General features: G+C 59.3%; 12 protein-coding genes and 1 pseudogene. 8 read left to right on the top strand and 5 right to left on the bottom strand.

The features are described from left to right. Positions 1-70: 70 nt before the first annotated feature. Entirely contained in the window at positions 71-709 is a 639-nt protein-coding gene (locus tag ACTG20_RS04020) for an exopolysaccharide biosynthesis protein (protein ID WP_182963153.1), read from the top strand. Between the two features lie 66 nt (positions 710-775). Here ACTG20_RS04020 and ACTG20_RS04015 read toward each other — a convergent pair whose 3' ends face one another. Both ACTG20_RS04015 and ACTG20_RS04010 read right to left on the bottom strand, forming a co-directional pair. After that, complete coding sequence (locus tag ACTG20_RS04015; RefSeq protein WP_101530032.1) at positions 776-2,050, bottom strand: amino acid permease; 1,275 nt, start codon at positions 2,048-2,050, stop codon at positions 776-778. A gap of 472 nt (positions 2,051-2,522) precedes the next feature. Next, positions 2,523-3,412 (bottom strand): annotated as a pseudogene (locus ACTG20_RS04010) (diguanylate cyclase). Positions 3,413-3,760: 348 nt separating this feature from the next. On the opposite strand from ACTG20_RS04010, the gene ACTG20_RS04005 reads away from it, so the two are divergent. Further along, positions 3,761-4,078 carry a DUF6968 family protein gene (locus tag ACTG20_RS04005; RefSeq protein ID WP_005355042.1) on the top strand — a complete coding sequence of 106 codons (318 nt, stop codon included), beginning with the start codon at positions 3,761-3,763 and terminating at the stop codon, positions 4,076-4,078. 224 nt (positions 4,079-4,302) lie between these two features. Then, positions 4,303-4,878, top strand: a complete 576-nt coding sequence (locus ACTG20_RS04000) for a hypothetical protein (protein WP_194495569.1) — start codon at positions 4,303-4,305, stop codon at positions 4,876-4,878. Positions 4,879-5,249: 371 nt separating this feature from the next. Here ACTG20_RS04000 and ppc read toward each other — a convergent pair whose 3' ends face one another. Next, complete coding sequence (gene ppc / locus ACTG20_RS03995; protein ID WP_194495570.1) at positions 5,250-7,883, bottom strand: phosphoenolpyruvate carboxylase; 2,634 nt, start codon at positions 7,881-7,883, stop codon at positions 5,250-5,252. Between the two features lie 231 nt (positions 7,884-8,114). Beyond that, complete coding sequence (gene argE, locus ACTG20_RS03990; RefSeq protein WP_194495571.1) at positions 8,115-9,260, bottom strand: acetylornithine deacetylase; 1,146 nt, start codon at positions 9,258-9,260, stop codon at positions 8,115-8,117. 271 nt (positions 9,261-9,531) lie between these two features. On the opposite strand from argE, the gene argC reads away from it, so the two are divergent. The 5 genes from argC to argH all read left to right on the top strand — a co-directional run bounded on the left by argC (position 9,532) and on the right by argH (position 15,178). Then, entirely contained in the window at positions 9,532-10,539 is a 1,008-nt protein-coding gene (argC, locus tag ACTG20_RS03985) for an N-acetyl-gamma-glutamyl-phosphate reductase (protein WP_021231253.1), read from the top strand. A 22-nt stretch (positions 10,540-10,561) separates the two neighbouring features. Beyond that, positions 10,562-11,341, top strand: a complete 780-nt coding sequence (gene argB, locus ACTG20_RS03980) for an acetylglutamate kinase (protein WP_005336097.1) — start codon at positions 10,562-10,564, stop codon at positions 11,339-11,341. 25 nt (positions 11,342-11,366) lie between these two features. Beyond that, positions 11,367-12,278 carry an ornithine carbamoyltransferase gene (locus ACTG20_RS03975; protein ID WP_104016515.1) on the top strand — a complete coding sequence of 304 codons (912 nt, stop codon included), beginning with the start codon at positions 11,367-11,369 and terminating at the stop codon, positions 12,276-12,278. Between the two features lie 68 nt (positions 12,279-12,346). After that, entirely contained in the window at positions 12,347-13,582 is a 1,236-nt protein-coding gene (locus tag ACTG20_RS03970) for an argininosuccinate synthase (RefSeq protein WP_194495572.1), read from the top strand. 210 nt (positions 13,583-13,792) lie between these two features. Continuing rightward, positions 13,793-15,178, top strand: coding sequence for an argininosuccinate lyase (gene argH, locus ACTG20_RS03965; protein WP_194495573.1), 1,386 nt, complete (start codon positions 13,793-13,795; stop codon positions 15,176-15,178). Positions 15,179-15,252: 74 nt separating this feature from the next. Here the strand turns inward: argH and ACTG20_RS03960 are convergent, their stop codons facing one another. Next, the gene (locus tag ACTG20_RS03960; protein WP_194495574.1) at positions 15,253-15,708 is read right to left on the bottom strand and encodes a hypothetical protein; all 456 of its coding nucleotides are present in this window, start codon (positions 15,706-15,708) and stop codon (positions 15,253-15,255) included. Positions 15,709-15,995 lie beyond the last annotated feature (287 nt).

Below are 15,995 nucleotides of genomic sequence, written 5' to 3'. Positions count from 1 at the left end.
TCTGCCACGTATGCTGGCGCCAAATCGGGTCATCGGGGCCCGTTATCACTACTCAAAAGGACATCAGGGAATGGTTGCCGCGCAACTCAACGACCCCAAAACTACCCTCGCGGATACCCTGCGGGCCACCGCGCATGCCATCGACGAGAGCCACATCAGCCTGCGCCAGATGCTCACGCTGGTGGGTGAACAGGGGATGCTGCTGTTTTGCGTCCTGCTCACCGTCCCCTTCCTGCTGCCGGTCTCCATTCCCGGGGTCAGCACCCCGTTTGGCCTGCTGATCCTCTTTATCGGTATCGGCATCACCCTCAATCGGGTGCCCTGGCTGCCCGCCATGCTGATGGAGCGCCGCTTCGCTGCCGACCAGCTCAAGCCGACCCTTCACAAGGGGGCGGATCTGCTGGCCCGGGTCGATCGCGTTATCCGCCCGCGCCTGCTGGTGCTGACCGGCAGCAACACGGTCAACCGCTGCAACGGCCTGCTGATCATGCTGGCTGCCCTGCTGCTGATGCTGCCCCTGGGCGCCATCCCGTTCACCAACGCCATGCCTGCCTGGGCCATCCTGCTGCTTGCCACCGGCATGTTGCAGCGGGACGGTCTGTTCATCGCCAGCGGCTATCTGCTGGTAAGCGCAACCCTGGTCTGGTTCAGCGTGCTGGCCATCGGCTTGCTGATGGCGGGCCAGAGCGCCAGCGGCCTGCTCGGCTAACCCCGATGCACAGAAAAAGGGCGACCAGATGGTCGCCCTTTTTGATTTGTGCGGGATACCGCCCGGTCAAAGCAGATCGTAGATAAGGGCCGAGATGGCAAGCAGCCCCATCACCAACACAAAAAGGGTACTCGGCCCGCGATAACGCTTGAGTGCGGGCAAGCGATAGATGGAGCAGGCTGGCAGCAGAAACAGGATCACCGCGATCAGCGGGCCACTGACGCGCTCGATGATGTCGAGCACGTTGGGGTTCAGATAGGTGATGACGGCGGTCACCATAAACAGGATCACCGATGACACGCGGGCGATGGTCGACTCCTTGAGGGAGAGCCCCAGCCCCTGACAGGCACCGCTCACCATGCTCACCGTCCCCTCGCTCACCCCCATGGAGGTGCCTAGGAAAGATTTGGACATGGCCAGAATGGCGATGAGTGGCCCCACATAGGCGATCAGCGGATTGGAAAACTTGTTCGCCAACGCCGACAGCACCGAGATATTGTCGGTGCGGGCCAGCGCCATCTCGGCCTGACTCAGACTCATCACGCAGCTCACCACGAAAAAGAGCACGCTGCCGCAAATCAGCATACTGCTGTACTTGATGATCCGCTTGGCGCGCAGATCGGCACTCTCTTGGCAACGCTTCTTCTGCGCCGCGCTGAAGGAGGAAATAATAGGTGCATGGCTGAAGGAGAAGACCATCACCGGCACGATCAGCCAGAGGGATTTCCAGAACGCCGGGTCACGCCAATCCACCGCCTGACTCTCGCTGAAATAGGAGAGGCTCCACTGGGGCAGCAGATAGATGGAGAGGCCAATCAGAAAGGCAACCATCGGCAGTGCCAGCACGCTGATGGCCGACACCACGATCTGTTTGCCAGCCAGCAGCACCAGATGCAGGCCCAGCATCACCCCCAGCACCAGCAAGCCGCGCGGAAGCTCGGCATCCCCCAGCTGGTGGACCACGAAGCTCTGGATCGCATTGGTGATGGAGATGCTGTAGACCAGAATGATGGGGTAGAAGGCCATCAGATAGACCAGCATCAGCAGCTTGCCCGCCTTGGCACCGAAGTGCTCCTCCACCACATGGGTGATATCCCCTTCCCGATGGGAGCTGGAGAGCACAAAGCGGCTCAATGCCCGGTGGGAATAATAAGAGAGCGGAAAAGCCAGCAATAAAATAAACAGCAAAATAACCGGGGAATTACTGCCAACAGTAATAGGGAGAAATAACGTACCGGCACCGACAGCAGTGGCATATAGGCCCATGGTCCATACCGAATCGCTTTTCTCCCATTTCAATTTTGAAACAGGGTTACTCTTTTCAGCAATAGAAACACTCATTGCAATATATACCTTATTAATCTGTCATCATTATTTTTATTGGCCCGAATAACAGGCTGGAGATATGTCGTTGCATATCGCCCTGCACATGAAAAAAACAACGCCGCCAGCGACCAACTGGGCCACCGGAGAGAAACGGAGCTGCCACGCTACCATCGTTGAAATCGCTATCCGGGTCAAGGTTAATAATTCATGACTGTTTGAATCGGAATGTTTCAAAAGACAACAGGATGTATCACATTCGTCACCCAAAACCCGATTCACGCCTGTTTGATAACATACCGATAATACCTCATGCTGTTGTCCAACAACATAAATAAGACCAGCGAACAGGCCGATAATATTAACACCTTAAGCTGTGGAATATGAGTTAAATAATACGGCCAACTTTTCTACTAATTGACAGTGATGTCAGCCAATTTATTCAGGGTAAAAGCGCAGGCTATTTCCCACAGCGACTGGAGCGGCACTTTCAACCTGCCGGGCAGTGCGCCACCCGGTTGCGCCCTGCCCGCTTGGCCCGATAGAGCCACTCGTCGGCCCGGGCCAGCGCCTGATTGATCTCCTCCTCCGGCTGCACCAGGGTTGTGCCCAAGCTGACCGTGATAGCGACCGGATCGGCAGGCAGCACTTCGACCGCGGCACGGATCTGCTCCGCCATCTGCAGCAAACCGGCTTCATCGATCCGCGGCAGCAGGATCAGAAACTCCTCGCCACCGCTGCGCACAAAGAGATCGTCCGCCCGCAACAGGGCATCGATACAACTACTGAAGCGCTGCAAGGCCCGATCTCCCTGCTGGTGGCCGTAACGATCGTTGATCTGCTTGAAGTGATCGATGTCGAGCATGATAAGACCGCAGGGCGCTTCCCCTGCCCGCAACGGCTGGCAGTGCTCGAAGAAGAAACGGCGGTTGTAGAGGCCAGTCAGCTGGTCGGTTTCACTCTGGCGCAGCAGTCGCTGCTGCAACTCGTACTGGCGGGTGATATTGCGGGTCACCCAGGCCACCGCCCGCTTGCCGTCATAGAGGGAGGGCAGCGGCGCAATCTTGCCCTCAAAACGCTGTATCCCTTGCGGCCCGGCGGCGGCATTGATCCCCCCACCTCGGCGGCGGAGAGCTCATACTCCACCACTCGCACCTGACCGCTCGCCAGCGACTCGGCTACCTGCGCCTTGACCCACATGGCCATCTCGGGTGGCAGCACATCGGCCAGCTGCTTGCCCGCCAGCGGATTGCCGTCGTGATAGGATTGCTGCTCCATGCCGCTGATATATTCCACGTAATAGCCATCTTCACTGAGAATCAAGACGGGATCTGGCAGCTGGGCCATCACTTCATAAAGCTGGGTTACCGAAAGCGCCACGGAGACTCCTGTACTTCAACGTCAAACAGGGGGAGATATTCTGCCTCAAGAGGACTCGCTCGCCCTCATCGGCAGAACAGAAAAATCTGCGGCCACAGCCAACAATCCTTTACATCTAGCAGCCTGCCAGCCTCTCGGCCACCACGGGTGGCCAGCGCGTTGCTACTCCCGCCACTGCGCTCGCTCACGGCGGCGAAAGCCCCCTCCCCCGGTCGCGCATATCCCGTTGTTTCAACTCACAAGTTCATTTACGCTGGCCGTCCTGAGTCCAGTTTTCACCTCACCAGCCATCAGGAACGCCAGCCACCCGCAACCGCAGGGGCTGTACCACGGAAAAGGAATAGCCAGATGAAAAACGCCATCGTTACCGCCCGCTTCGACGCCATCAGCACCGAAGGGGAACAGCTCACCCTCAAGATCGCCATCAAGGCCCCCGAGCCGGATCCCAAGTCCGCCAGCGGTGACTGGCGCTGCAAGGTGAAGCTTGCGGGGCTGAGCGACAAGACCTTTATCTACGGCATCGACAGCCTGCAGGCACTGAGCCTCGCCATCAAGTTTGTCGAAACCGAGCTGCGCGCTTTCTCCGATGCGGGCTGGCAGTTCTATCTGCCCAATTGCCCCGATCACCCCATCGACATGAGCGCCTGCTACTTCCCGGCGCTCTAGCCCAAGGTCAACTCAGGGAGCATGGGGTGCAGCCCAGCTCCCACAATATCCCTTTCATCGACAACGAGCTCATCATAGGCAAGTGCTGCCCCACAACCCGCAATGCCAAGGGTACTGTCAGAAAATTTGACAATTAAATCAATAGCATGCATCCAAAAACAATTGACAATAATTCTCATTTAATTAATGATTAATTTCCAAATGAACCACTCTGGAGATAGTGGATGAAGCTCTGTTTAACCACAGCATTATTGCTGTGCAGTATTTCAAGTGCCAATGCCAATACTTGCCCATTGAGTAACTGCAACACACTACACGCTGGTGAACATTACTCTATTAATGCCGATGGAAAGTATTGCATCAATTTCAACAAAGAAAACATCACGGTGGTAAACCTTTCGAGTCGATACATTGAAATAGAAGAAAAAAATTCAAATCCAACTGTTATATACCCTGGTGAATTTGTTGATGTCGATACCATATCAACAATCGCAAATTCAACCAAGGTAGTTATCAGCATAGAGCACGATAGCTTTATCGTTATAAGAGATATAAATGAAAGCAAGCGTAACAAGAGAGCGGCACCCGCATTGGTATGGGCTGGCGGCGGGGCCGTTATGGGGGCGATGGGCGTCATTGCCAACAATCCTGATGCCAGCATGAGAGAGATTGCTGCAGGTGCATTTGGTGGTGCCGTTACCGGTAGGTTAAGCCCCATCATGGGAAGTGGTGTCGCAGGCATGATGGCTTCAGGCAGTGCTGGCCTGGCAGCAAGCGGTGGCTGTGCCTCATGTCACTAGTGATGATGATCGTCACATTGATAGCGGCCGTTGTAGCACCCTTTCTTTTAAGCAACAACCTTGCCCATCGAATTGCACTGCTACTAATTTCAAGCGGTTCAATACTATTTAATTATCTCTCGGGTACTTTCTCAGCCTGGATATGTTTAACCTTTATTGTATTTACAGTTATTTTAAAGGCTAACTATCGTTCTACTCTGGTGCGTTGTGATGATGCAATACTAGGTTGCTATATAATTTTCTACATCCAGCCATTAGTTTTCAGGATGATTTAAAACTCTCTATTTAAATGAAGCTGACAAAATAAACTAACCATAAAAAGAGCGCATATTATGCGCTCTTTTTATTTAAGACCTGTTTGGTAATATTTATCAACCCGTATTACGCATACCTGCGGCGATACCGGCGATGGTGACCATCAGCGCCTTGTCCAGCTCGGGGTGCAGGGTCTCCGGGTGGTTGCGGGAGCGGTTGAGCAGCTCGGCCTGCAGCACGTTGAGCGGGTCTGTGTAGGGATTGCGCAGCTTGATGGACTCCTTGATCCAGGGCTGATCCTCCAGCAGATCCCCGCGCGGGCTCAGTTTCAGCACCACCTCGATGGATTCGGCGAGCTCCTGACGCAGCTGTTTGCCAAGGCCCCACAGCTCCTGCGGCACCAGACGGGTGTCGTAGTACTCGGCGAGCCAGACGTCCGCTTTGAGGAAAACCATCTCCAGCATCTCGAGGCGGGTGCGGAAGAAGGGCCATTGGGCGCTCATCTCTTCCAGCACCGCCAGCTTGCCGCCGTCGATAGACTGTTGCAGCGCCTTGTGAGCACCGAGCCAGGCCGGCAGCATCAGACGGTTCTGGGTCCAGGCGAAGATCCACGGAATGGCGCGCAGGCTCTCGACGCCGCCGTTGGGCTTGCGCTTGGAAGGACGGGAGCCGAGCGGCAGCTTGCCGAGCTCCATCTCCGGGGTGGCGGCACGGAAGTAAGGGACGAAGTCCGGATGACCGCGCACAATGCTGCGGTAGTGCTCGCAGGAGTCGGCGGCCAGCTGTTCCATCACCTCGCGCCAGCACTCTTTCGGCTTGGGCGGCGGCAGCAGGTTCCCTTCCAGCACGGCGCTGGTGTAGAGCTCCAGACTCTTGATCGCCACTTTCGGTAGGCCGAACTTGAAGCGGATCATCTCTCCCTGTTCGGTGGTACGCAGACCGCCGCGCAGGGATCCCGGCGGCTGGGAGAGGATCGCCTGATGGGCTGGCGCCCCACCACGACCGACGGTACCGCCACGGCCATGGAACAGGGTGAGGCGGATGTTGTTGGCTTCGGCAAGCCCCACCAGGGATTCCATGGCGGCGTACTGGGCCCAGCCAGCGGCCATCATGCCCGCATCCTTGGCAGAGTCGGAGTAACCGATCATCACGTACTGACGGCCCTGAATGTAGCCGCGATACCAGTCCACCGAGAGCAGGCGCTCCATCACGGCGGTACCTGCCATCAGGTCATCCTGGGTTTCAAACAGCGGGGCGACCGGCATGCGGAACTTGCAGCCCGCCTCTTTGAGCAGCAGTTGCACCGACAGCACGTCGGACGGCGCACCGGCCATGGAGATGATGTAGATACCGAACGCATCGGGGTCGTGCTCGGCGATGACCTGACAGGTATCCAGCGTCTCGCGCACCTCGGCGCTCGGCTCCCAGTCGTGGGGAATGAGCGGGCGACGGGAGTTGAGCTCATTGAGCAGGAAGGCCTGCTTGTCATCTTCGCTCCACTCGGCGTAGTCACCCAGACCCAGATAGCGGGTCAGCTCGGAGAAGACCAGCCCGTGACGCTCGCCATCCTGACGGATATCCAGCTTGACCAGATGGATGCCGAAACAGGCGACCTTGCGCAGCACATCCAGCAGCATGCCATCGGCGATGTTGCCCATGCCGCAGGCGTGCAATGAGTGGTAGCAGAGCTCCAGCGGCTCGCGCAGCTGGGCGGTGGTCTTGACCAGATCCTGGCTCTCACTCGCCTGGCCCTGCACCTTGGCGGTGAGGTGCTCCTTGGTTTCGCGCAGCGCTTCACGCAGCTCGCGCACCAGCGCACGGTAAGGCTCGGGGTGATCGCCAACGCGAGCGCGCACGGCATCGGTACAGTCAGACATGGAGAGCTCGGAGGTGAGCTCCTTGATGTCTTTGTAGAACAGGCTCACCGCCATCCAGCGGCCCAGCTCCAGCACTTCGGCAGTCACCTTGGCGGTAACGAAGGGGTTGCCGTCACGGTCACCGCCCATCCAGGAGGTGAACTTGACCGGCGCGGCATCCAGCGGCAGCCGCACACCCAGATGGTGTTGCAGACGCTCGTCCAGATTGCGCATGAATTCTGGGATGGCAGGCCACAGGCTGTTCTCCACCACGGCGAAGCCCCACTTGGCCTCGTCGACCGGAGTCGGGCGCTGTTCGCGGATCTCGTTGGTGTGCCACGCCTGATTGATCAGCTGCTCGATGCGATTGAGGATCTTGTCCCGCTCGCGGGGCAGCAGGTCGGAGAGCTCCAGCGCCTCGAGGCAGTCGTTGAGCTGCACGTGCTTGTGGATCAGGGTGCGGCGGGTCACCTCGGTGGGGTGAGCGGTCAGCACCAGATCGATATCCAGCTCGCGCACGGCCGCAATGATGGCCTCTTGCGACAGGTTGGACGCTTTCAGCTTGTCGAACATCTGCTCCAGCGGGTCCGGGGTGCAGACCTGCTCTTCGCAGCGACGGGAGATGGTGTGGAACTGTTCCGCCACGTTGGCCAGATTGAGGAACTGGCTGAAGGCGCGGGCCACCGGCAGCAGTTCGTCATCGCTCAGGGTGCGCAGGGTATCGAGCAGACGTTCCCGGTCTGATTCATTGCCCTTGCGGGAGGACTTGGCCAATTGGCGAATGGTTTCGATCTTGTCGAGAAAGGCCTGACCCTGATGATCCTTGATGGATTTACCCAGCAGCTGACCCAGCATACCTACGTTGGCGCGTAGTGCGGCGTACTTTTCGTTCATTCCACATCCTTATCTTGTTGGTGCCTGACACCCATCCGGGGTGCTAGACGACCTCACTTATTGTTGTGCGATTACAACATATGCTCCGTCATCTTAGGGTGACAATCTACCCAGATTGTCTGCGCAAGGTCAAATAACAGGCCGATTCAGAACATGTATTTCCATCACCACTCCACAACCGGCTTGTTATGTAACTTACTTACAGTTCTTACGCCCCTTTCACCACCGCCGCTACAGGCAAAAACGTCTGATCAGGTGCTGCAACACCGAGGTGGTCGGCTTGACGAAGGAGAGGTCGAGATACTCATCCGGCTGGTGCGCCTGGGTGATATGACCGGGACCCATCACTATGGTCTCGCAGCCAAGCTGCTGGATAAACGGCGCTTCGGTGCAGTAGTTGACCGACTCGGCGGCGCGGCCGCTCGCCTTCTCAGCTTCGCGCACCAGCACAGAGTCGTCGGCGCAAGCGTAGGCGGGAATGGGTTCATGCAGATGTTGCAGATGCAGGCAGCCCGGCTGGTGGATCTCGATGGGCGACAGCGCCTCTTTGAGCATCCCCATCAGCTCATCCGGCCCCACCTGCGGGGTGGGTCGCAGGTCGATATGCAGCTCGCAGCAGCCGCAGATGCGGTTCGGGCTGTCGCCGCCCTGAATGTAACCCAGGTTAAGGGTCGGCTGCGGCACGGCAAAGCGGTGGTCGGCGTAGCGATCTTTCAGATCCTGCTGCAAGCGCAGCACCTGCCCCATCGCCTTGTGCATGATCTCCATGGCGTTGACGCCGTTGGCGGGATCCGAGCTGTGACCGCTCTTGCCGGTAATACGGATCGCCTCCGACATATGCCCCTTGTGGGCCACCACCGGCACCAGTCCGGTCGGCTCGCCAATCACAGCGTAGTCGGGTTTCAGCTCGGCCGCCGCGGCGATGGCGCGGGCCCCCGCCATGGTGGTCTCTTCATCGGCAGTGGCGAGAATGCGAAGGGGCTTGGTCAGCTTGGTGAGCTCGATCTCTTTGAGCGCTTCCACTATGAAGGCGAAGAAGCCCTTCATATCGATGGTGCCGAGGCCATAGAGGCGATTGCCCTCTTCGGTCACCTTGAAGGGATCCTTGCTCCAGCCCCCCTCATCGAACGGTACCGTATCGGTGTGACCCGCCAGCAGCAGACCGCCCTCCCCCTGACCGAGCGTCGCCACCAGATTGAACTTGCCCGGCAGATCGGGGAGCGCCGTCACCTCGCACTGAAAACCGAGCTGACCGAACCAGTCGGCCAGCAGCCGGATCACCGCCTCGTTGCTCTGATCCCACTTGGGATCCGTGCTGCTGATAGAGGGAATCGCAATAATATTCTTATAAAGTGAAAAAAAATCCAGATTGGCCATCAGCTCCTCCTTGCGTCCCCGGAATGTTTCTGTTAGAAAATACAAATGCAAAGCGAGTGCATGAATATTCTGTAATTTTACCTGAATATCTGGCTCATCAACAAAGGCTTCTAGTTGTAAGGGAAAGTTAATGTTCTGTCACCTGATCTATAACCGACGACACACACCCGCCTGAATTGCCCCTCCGCACTTGTGCAAAGGGGCGCTCGAACTCCCTTGTGCACTGCAGCACCATGCTGTGAATCTCGAACTCTGACTTGGAATATTCAACATGCTTAACACCGTTATCGTCGGTGCCAGTGGGTACGCGGGAGCCGAACTGGCCGCACTGGTACAGAACCATCCACAACTCAAGCTGTTCGGCCTCTATGTCTCCGCCGGCAGTCAGGATGCCCACAAGCGCTTCTCTTCCCTGCATCCCCAGTGGGTCGGCGCCCTCGATCAGCCGCTGCTGCCGCTGGACGACGACGGCATGACCCGGATCCTGACCCAGGCCGATCTGGTACTGTTGGCCACCGCCCATGAGGTGAGCGCCGAGCTGGCGCCCAAGTTTCTCGCCAAGGGGTTGCCGGTGTTCGATCTCTCCGGCGCCTTCCGGGTCAAGGATCAGGGCTTTTACGACAGCTTCTACGGCTTCACCCACGACAGCGAACAGTGGCTGGATCAGGCCGTCTATGGCCTGGCGGAGTGGAATGCCGATGCCATCGCCACCGCCCAGCTGATTGCGGTGCCGGGTTGCTACCCGACAGCATCGCTGTGCGCCCTCAAGCCGCTGCAGCAGGATGGCCTGATTGCCAAGGGGTGGCAGCCCATCATCAACGCCGTCTCCGGGGTTTCCGGCGCCGGTCGCAAGGCGGCCATCAATACCAGCTTCTGCGAAGTGAGCCTCAATCCCTACGGCACCTTCAATCACAGACACCAGCCGGAGATCAGCCATCACCTCGGCAAGGAGGTGCTGTTCCAGCCCCACCTTGGCAACTATGTGCGCGGCATCTTGGCCACCATCTATGTGCAGCTGGCGGACGGCGTCACCCCCACTCAAGTGGATCAGGCCTTCCTCAAGGCTTACGAAGGCAAGCCGCTGGTGCGCCTCACCGGCCAGATGCCCTCCATCCGTGGCGTCGCGGGCACCCCTTACTGCGACATTGCCTGGCAACAGCAGGGCAACATGCTGGTGGTGGTCTCTGCCATCGACAACCTGCTCAAGGGCGCAGCCTCGCAAGCCATGCAGTGCATAAATATCAAATTTGGTTTTGAACCGGCCACCGGCCTGATTTAAGGACTTAGGAAGGATCTCGAACATGGACAAACAGACGTTGGTAATCAAGCTGGGCGGCGCCCTTATCGAGAACGACGAGGCGCTGACCGCCCTGTTCGCCACCCTCAAAACCTTTCTCGACGATCAGCACCGTCCGCTGGTGCTGGTACACGGCGGTGGCTGTCTGGTGGATGACCTGCTCAAGGGGCTGGGTCTCACCTCCACCAAGAAGAACGGCCTGCGGGTGACCCCGTTCGAGCAGATCCCCTTTATTGCCGGGGCGCTGGCGGGCACAGCCAACAAGCAGATGATGGCCAAGGCGATCGCCACCGGCATTCCGGCCGTGGGGCTCTGTCTGGCGGATGGCGGCCTCTGTCAGGTGACCCAGCTCGACCCGGATCTCGGCGCGGTCGGCGAGTGCAAGCCGGGCAACCCGGCGCTGGTAGCAGGCATCCTCGGTCAGGGCTTCCTGCCGGTGGTGAGCTCTATCGGCATCACCGCCGAGGGGCAGCTGATGAACGTCAACGCGGATCAGGCGGCCACCGCCATTGCCGAGGCGCTCGGTGCCGATCTGGTGATGCTCTCCGATGTGAGCGGCATCCTCGATGGCAAGGGCAAGCTGGTGCCCCAGCTCGACAAGCTGACCGCGCTGGATCTGATGGAGAAAGGGGTGATCCGCGATGGTATGGCGGTCAAGGTAGAAGCGGCCCTGCACGCTGCCGAGACCCTCGGCAAGCCGGTCTGTGTCGCCAGCTGGCGCTACCCGGATCAGCTGCTCAAGCTGCTGGCGGGCGGCGCAGTCGGCACCCAAGTCGCTATTTGATCTCCACCGGAACAAGGAACATCCGATGCAACATCTTCTGAAAGACAGTGATCTGAACAAAGCCCAGATCGAGGCGCTGATTGCGCTGGGCAAAGCGGTCAAGGCCGACCCGAAGAAGTACAGCCAGGCGCTGGCCGGCAAGAGCGTGGTCACCCTGTTCGAGAAGCCCTCCCTGCGCACCCGGGTCACCTTCGACATCGGCATCGCCAAACTGGGCGGCCACAGCGTCTATCTGGATCAGCAGAACGGCGCGCTGGGCAAGCGGGAGTCGGTGAAAGATTTCGCCGCCAACCTGTCCCGCTGGTGTGATGCCATCGTCGCCCGGGTGTTCGATCACCAGACCCTGGTCGAGCTGGCGGAGCACGGCACAGTGCCGGTGGTGAACAGCCTGTGCAACCTCTACCACCCCTGTCAGGGGCTGGCCGACTTTATGACCATTGCCGAGCACTACGACGACCTGTCGAAGGTGAAGCTTGCCTACCTCGGTGATGGCAACAACGTCAGCCACTCTCTGCTGCTGCTGGGGGCGACCTTGGGCACCGACGTCACCCTGATCTGCCCGAAAGGCCACGGCCCGGATACCCAGATCTTCCTGCAGGCGCAGGCACTGGCGGCCAAGTCGGGAGCGACCATCCACATCAGCGATGACGTGGCGGATATCGAAGGGTTCGACGTGGCCTACACGGATACCTGGGTCTCCATGGGTGACAACACGCCGATGGAGCAGGTCAAAGACCTCTTTATGCCTTACCAGATCAACCAGGCCCTGCTCGACCGCACCGGCATTGCACATGTGCTGCACTGCCAGCCGGCCCATCGGGAGCTGGAGATCACCTCGCAGGTGATGGATGGCCCCGCCTCCCTCATCATGGACGAGGCCGAAAACCGGATGCATATCCAGAACGCCGTGTTGCTGACCCTTCTCGGCGGCAAGTAACGCGGCACTCAACCTGAATCACGACACTTTTATTGAATCATCATCGAATCATCACGGAGAGAAGTAACATGAGCGGAATCAACAAGATCGTACTGGCTTACTCGGGTGGACTGGATACCTCGGCCATCATTCCCTGGCTCAAAGAGCACTATGACGCCGAAATCATTGCCTTCGTGGCCGACGTCGGTCAGGAGCGTGACGATCTGGAAGGGATCGAGCAGAAGGCCATCGCCTCCGGCGCCACCAAGTGCATCGTCAAGGATCTGCGCGAAGAGTTCGTCAAAGAGTACGTCTACCCGACCCTGAAGACCGGCGCCGTCTATGAGGGCACCTATCTGCTGGGCACCTCCATGGCCCGTCCGGTGATCGCCAAAGCGATGGTCGAGGCCGCACTGGCGGAAGGGGCCGATGCCATCTCCCACGGTTGCACCGGCAAGGGTAACGATCAGGTGCGTTTCGAAGGTGCGGTCGCCGCGCTGGCGCCCCAGCTGAAAGTGATCGCCCCGTGGCGGATCTGGGACATGCGCTCCCGGGAAGATCTGCTCTCCTATCTGGAGACCCGCAACATCCCCTGCAAGGCGACCCTGAAGAAGATCTACAGCCGCGACGCCAACGCCTGGCACATCTCCACCGAAGGTGGCGAGCTGGAGAGCACCTGGAACGAGCCCTCCGAAGCGGTCTGGCAGTGGACCGTACCGGCCGAGCAGGCACCGGATCAGCCGGAGTACGTCAAGCTGACCGTGGCGCAGGGTGAAGTGGTGGCCGTGGATGACCAACCGCTCAGCCCGCACCAGATCCTGATGACCCTGAACGAGCGTGCCGGCAAGCACGGCGTGGGCCGCATCGACATCACCGAAAACCGGATGGTTGGGATGAAGTCCCGCGGCTGCTACGAGACCCCGGGCGGTACCGTTATGGTTGCCGCGCTGCGCGCCGTGGAAGAGCTGGTACTGGATCGTCCGACCCGCGCCTGGCGGGAGAAGCTGGGTGCCGAGTTCTCCCATCTGGTTTATGACGGCCGCTGGTTCACCCCGCTGTGCAAGGCGATCCTCGCCTCTGCCAACGCCATCGCCGACGATCTGGACGGTGAAGTTGTGCTGAAGATGTACAAGGGTCAGGTCACCGCGGTGCAGAAGAAGTCGCCGAACAGCCTCTACTCCGAAGACTTCGCCACCTTCGGTGCCGACGAAGTGTATGACCAGAGCCATGCCGAAGGCTTTATCCGTCTCTACACCCTGGCCAGCCGGATCCGTGCCATGAAGGAGCAGCATCAGGCAATCGGTGGCGACCACACCCACGGTTAAGCAAGCGTGATAACCCGTTGATTCCGTTGAGGGGGCATAGCCCCCTCTTCTACAGGCAGAGGGCATGGCCCCTGAGCCATCATCAGCGGGTGTGACAAGAGCGGCAGCGCCCCGGCCGCTTCTGTGAGATAACAGGCTCGCAGAAAAACAGGGCACGATTTCAAGCTCGGTGGCCAGGGCGCCGCCGACAACGCATTCAAGGAGAGCAGTATGGCACTTTGGGGTGGACGCTTCAGTCAGGGAGCCGATAGCCGGTTCAAGCAGTTCAACGATTCGCTGCGGTTCGATTACCGCTTGGCGGAGCAGGATATTCAGGGCTCCATGGCCTGGTCCAAAGCGCTGGTGAAAGTGGGCGTATTGACCACCGATGAGCAGGGCAAGTTGCAACAGGCGATGGAGGTGCTGCTCGCCTCGGTGCAGCAGGATCCCCAGCAAATCCTCCATTCGGATGCCGAAGATATCCACTCCTGGGTCGAGAGCCAGCTGATTGCCGCCGTCGGCGATCTCGGCAAGAAGCTGCACACCGGCCGCTCGCGCAACGATCAGGTCGCCACCGACCTGAAACTCTGGTGCAAGGCGCAGGGCGAGCTGCTGCTCGGCTCCATCACCGCCCTGCAGCAGGGGCTGGTCGCCTCTGCCCGCGCCAATCAGGCCGCTGTGCTGCCGGGTTACACCCACCTGCAGCGGGCCCAGCCGGTCACCTACGCCCACTGGGCGCTGGCCTATGTGGAGATGCTGGAGCGGGACTACTCCCGCCTGCAGGATGCCCTCAAACGCCTCGACACCAGCCCGCTCGGCTGCGGCGCGCTGGCAGGTACCGCCTACGCCATCGACCGTGAAGCGCTGGCGCTCGATATGGGCTTTAGTGGCGCCACCCGCAACAGTCTGGATTCGGTCTCCGATCGGGATCACGTGGTGGAGCTGATGCACGTGGCGTCCCTCTCCATGACCCACCTGTCGCGCTTTGCCGAAGATCTCATCTTCTACAACACCGGCGAGGCGGGCTTTGTAGAGCTCTCCGATGCGGTCACTTCCGGCTCGTCGCTGATGCCGCAGAAGAAAAACCCCGATGCGCTGGAGCTGATCCGCGGTAAGACCGGCCGGGTGGTCGGCGCCCAGATGGGCATGCTGATGAGCCTCAAGGCGCTGCCACTGGCCTACAACAAGGACATGCAGGAAGACAAAGAGGGGCTGTTCGATGCCCTCGACACCTGGCACGACTGCCTCGATATGGCCGCGCTGGTGCTGATCGATTTGAAAGTGAATGGCGAGCGCACCATGGCGGCGGCGCAGGGGGGTTACGCCAACGCCACCGAGCTGGCGGACTATCTGGTGGCCAAGGGGATTCCGTTCCGTGAAGCGCACCATATCGTCGGCGAAACCGTGGTCTTTGCCATCAGCATGGGCAAACCGCTGGAAGAGCTCTCCATCGGCGAGTTCCAGCGCTTCAGCCCGGTGATCGAGTTCGACGTCTACCCCAACCTGGAGCTGGAAGCGACCCTGGCCAAGCGGGTCGCCAAAGGCGGCGTCGCCCGCGAGCAGGTTGAGGCAGCCCTTACCGCCGCAGAGCAGTGGCTGGCCAAGCGGGTGGGTTAAGCCACGGTAATAGTCATCCGAAATAGAAAGAAAAACGGCAACCTCGGTTGCCGTTTTTTATTGCTCACCGCGGTTCAGGCGCTAGCATTGAGCAGTTTGCCAACCCCTTCCCCCTTGCCATTAGGCAGGGTCTGTTTAAAGGCACCGAGCAGCTGGTCGAGGTTGAGATGGCTGGCACCGAGGGAATCCTTGAGGGTATCGAGCTCGCTTTGCAGGGCATCGAGGCGGGTACTCTGGATGCCGCTCGCCAGCTGGTTACGGGCGCTATCGATGGCGGCTGGGAGGGATTGACCACCATTCTCCTGCCCCAGAGTCTGCATCAGCTTCCCCATAAAGTGGTTGATGGCCGAGCGGTTCTGTTCGCTATCGGCATCCTTGATACCGAGCCGCTGGAACAGACTCTGGACGGTCGGGGCGAGGCGCTCTTCCTGCACGGTTTGCTGCACAGGCTCAGGTTTGCTACTGCTGCCAAGCAGCTGACTGCCCAGCTTGAGGGCGATCGAGGCAAGGGGAAGCAGGCTGCTGATCATGATAACTCTCCGCGACAACGACCCTTGATGGTGTTGCCAGGAGGAGTGCATAAGCGGGACCAGCACGGCGATAAAACGCACTGCACCGGCTAATCCCTTGAATGGCTGATCTATTTATTCAACCAGCACGCAGCAGATGGCCGAGCGCAAAGGGGTGCCAGGCGGCCAGTAGCTGCCGCCACAGGCGGTAGTGGCAATATGGTGGCAAAGCGTTTTGCCTCCCACCCGAGCCGCGACCCCTTCCTTTCACACCCTAATCGCCAACTCTTTTAGCCACTTGCGCAGCT

The sequence above is a fragment of the Aeromonas sp. 84A genome (assembly GCF_051919345.1).
Classification (GTDB): Bacteria; Pseudomonadota; Gammaproteobacteria; order Enterobacterales; family Aeromonadaceae; genus Aeromonas; species Aeromonas veronii.
Note: the sequence above shows the minus strand (reverse complement) of the source record. Positions and strands in the feature narration are given on the sequence as shown.

Excerpts from the sequence above, each read along its gene's own strand:
- ACTG20_RS04020 (WP_182963153.1), top strand. The coding sequence starts at position 71 with ATGGTTGCCGCGCAACTCAACGACCCCAAAACTACCCTCGCGGATACC.
- ACTG20_RS04015 (WP_101530032.1), bottom strand. The coding sequence starts at position 2,050 with ATGAGTGTTTCTATTGCTGAAAAGAGTAACCCTGTTTCAAAATTGAAA.
- ACTG20_RS04005 (WP_005355042.1), top strand. The coding sequence starts at position 3,761 with ATGAAAAACGCCATCGTTACCGCCCGCTTCGACGCCATCAGCACCGAA.
- ACTG20_RS04000 (WP_194495569.1), top strand. The coding sequence starts at position 4,303 with ATGAAGCTCTGTTTAACCACAGCATTATTGCTGTGCAGTATTTCAAGT.
- ppc (WP_194495570.1), bottom strand. The coding sequence starts at position 7,883 with ATGAACGAAAAGTACGCCGCACTACGCGCCAACGTAGGTATGCTGGGT.
- argE (WP_194495571.1), bottom strand. The coding sequence starts at position 9,260 with ATGGCCAATCTGGATTTTTTTTCACTTTATAAGAATATTATTGCGATT.
- argC (WP_021231253.1), top strand. The coding sequence starts at position 9,532 with ATGCTTAACACCGTTATCGTCGGTGCCAGTGGGTACGCGGGAGCCGAA.
- argB (WP_005336097.1), top strand. The coding sequence starts at position 10,562 with ATGGACAAACAGACGTTGGTAATCAAGCTGGGCGGCGCCCTTATCGAG.
- ACTG20_RS03975 (WP_104016515.1), top strand. The coding sequence starts at position 11,367 with ATGCAACATCTTCTGAAAGACAGTGATCTGAACAAAGCCCAGATCGAG.
- ACTG20_RS03970 (WP_194495572.1), top strand. The coding sequence starts at position 12,347 with ATGAGCGGAATCAACAAGATCGTACTGGCTTACTCGGGTGGACTGGAT.
- argH (WP_194495573.1), top strand. The coding sequence starts at position 13,793 with ATGGCACTTTGGGGTGGACGCTTCAGTCAGGGAGCCGATAGCCGGTTC.
- ACTG20_RS03960 (WP_194495574.1), bottom strand. The coding sequence starts at position 15,708 with ATGATCAGCAGCCTGCTTCCCCTTGCCTCGATCGCCCTCAAGCTGGGC.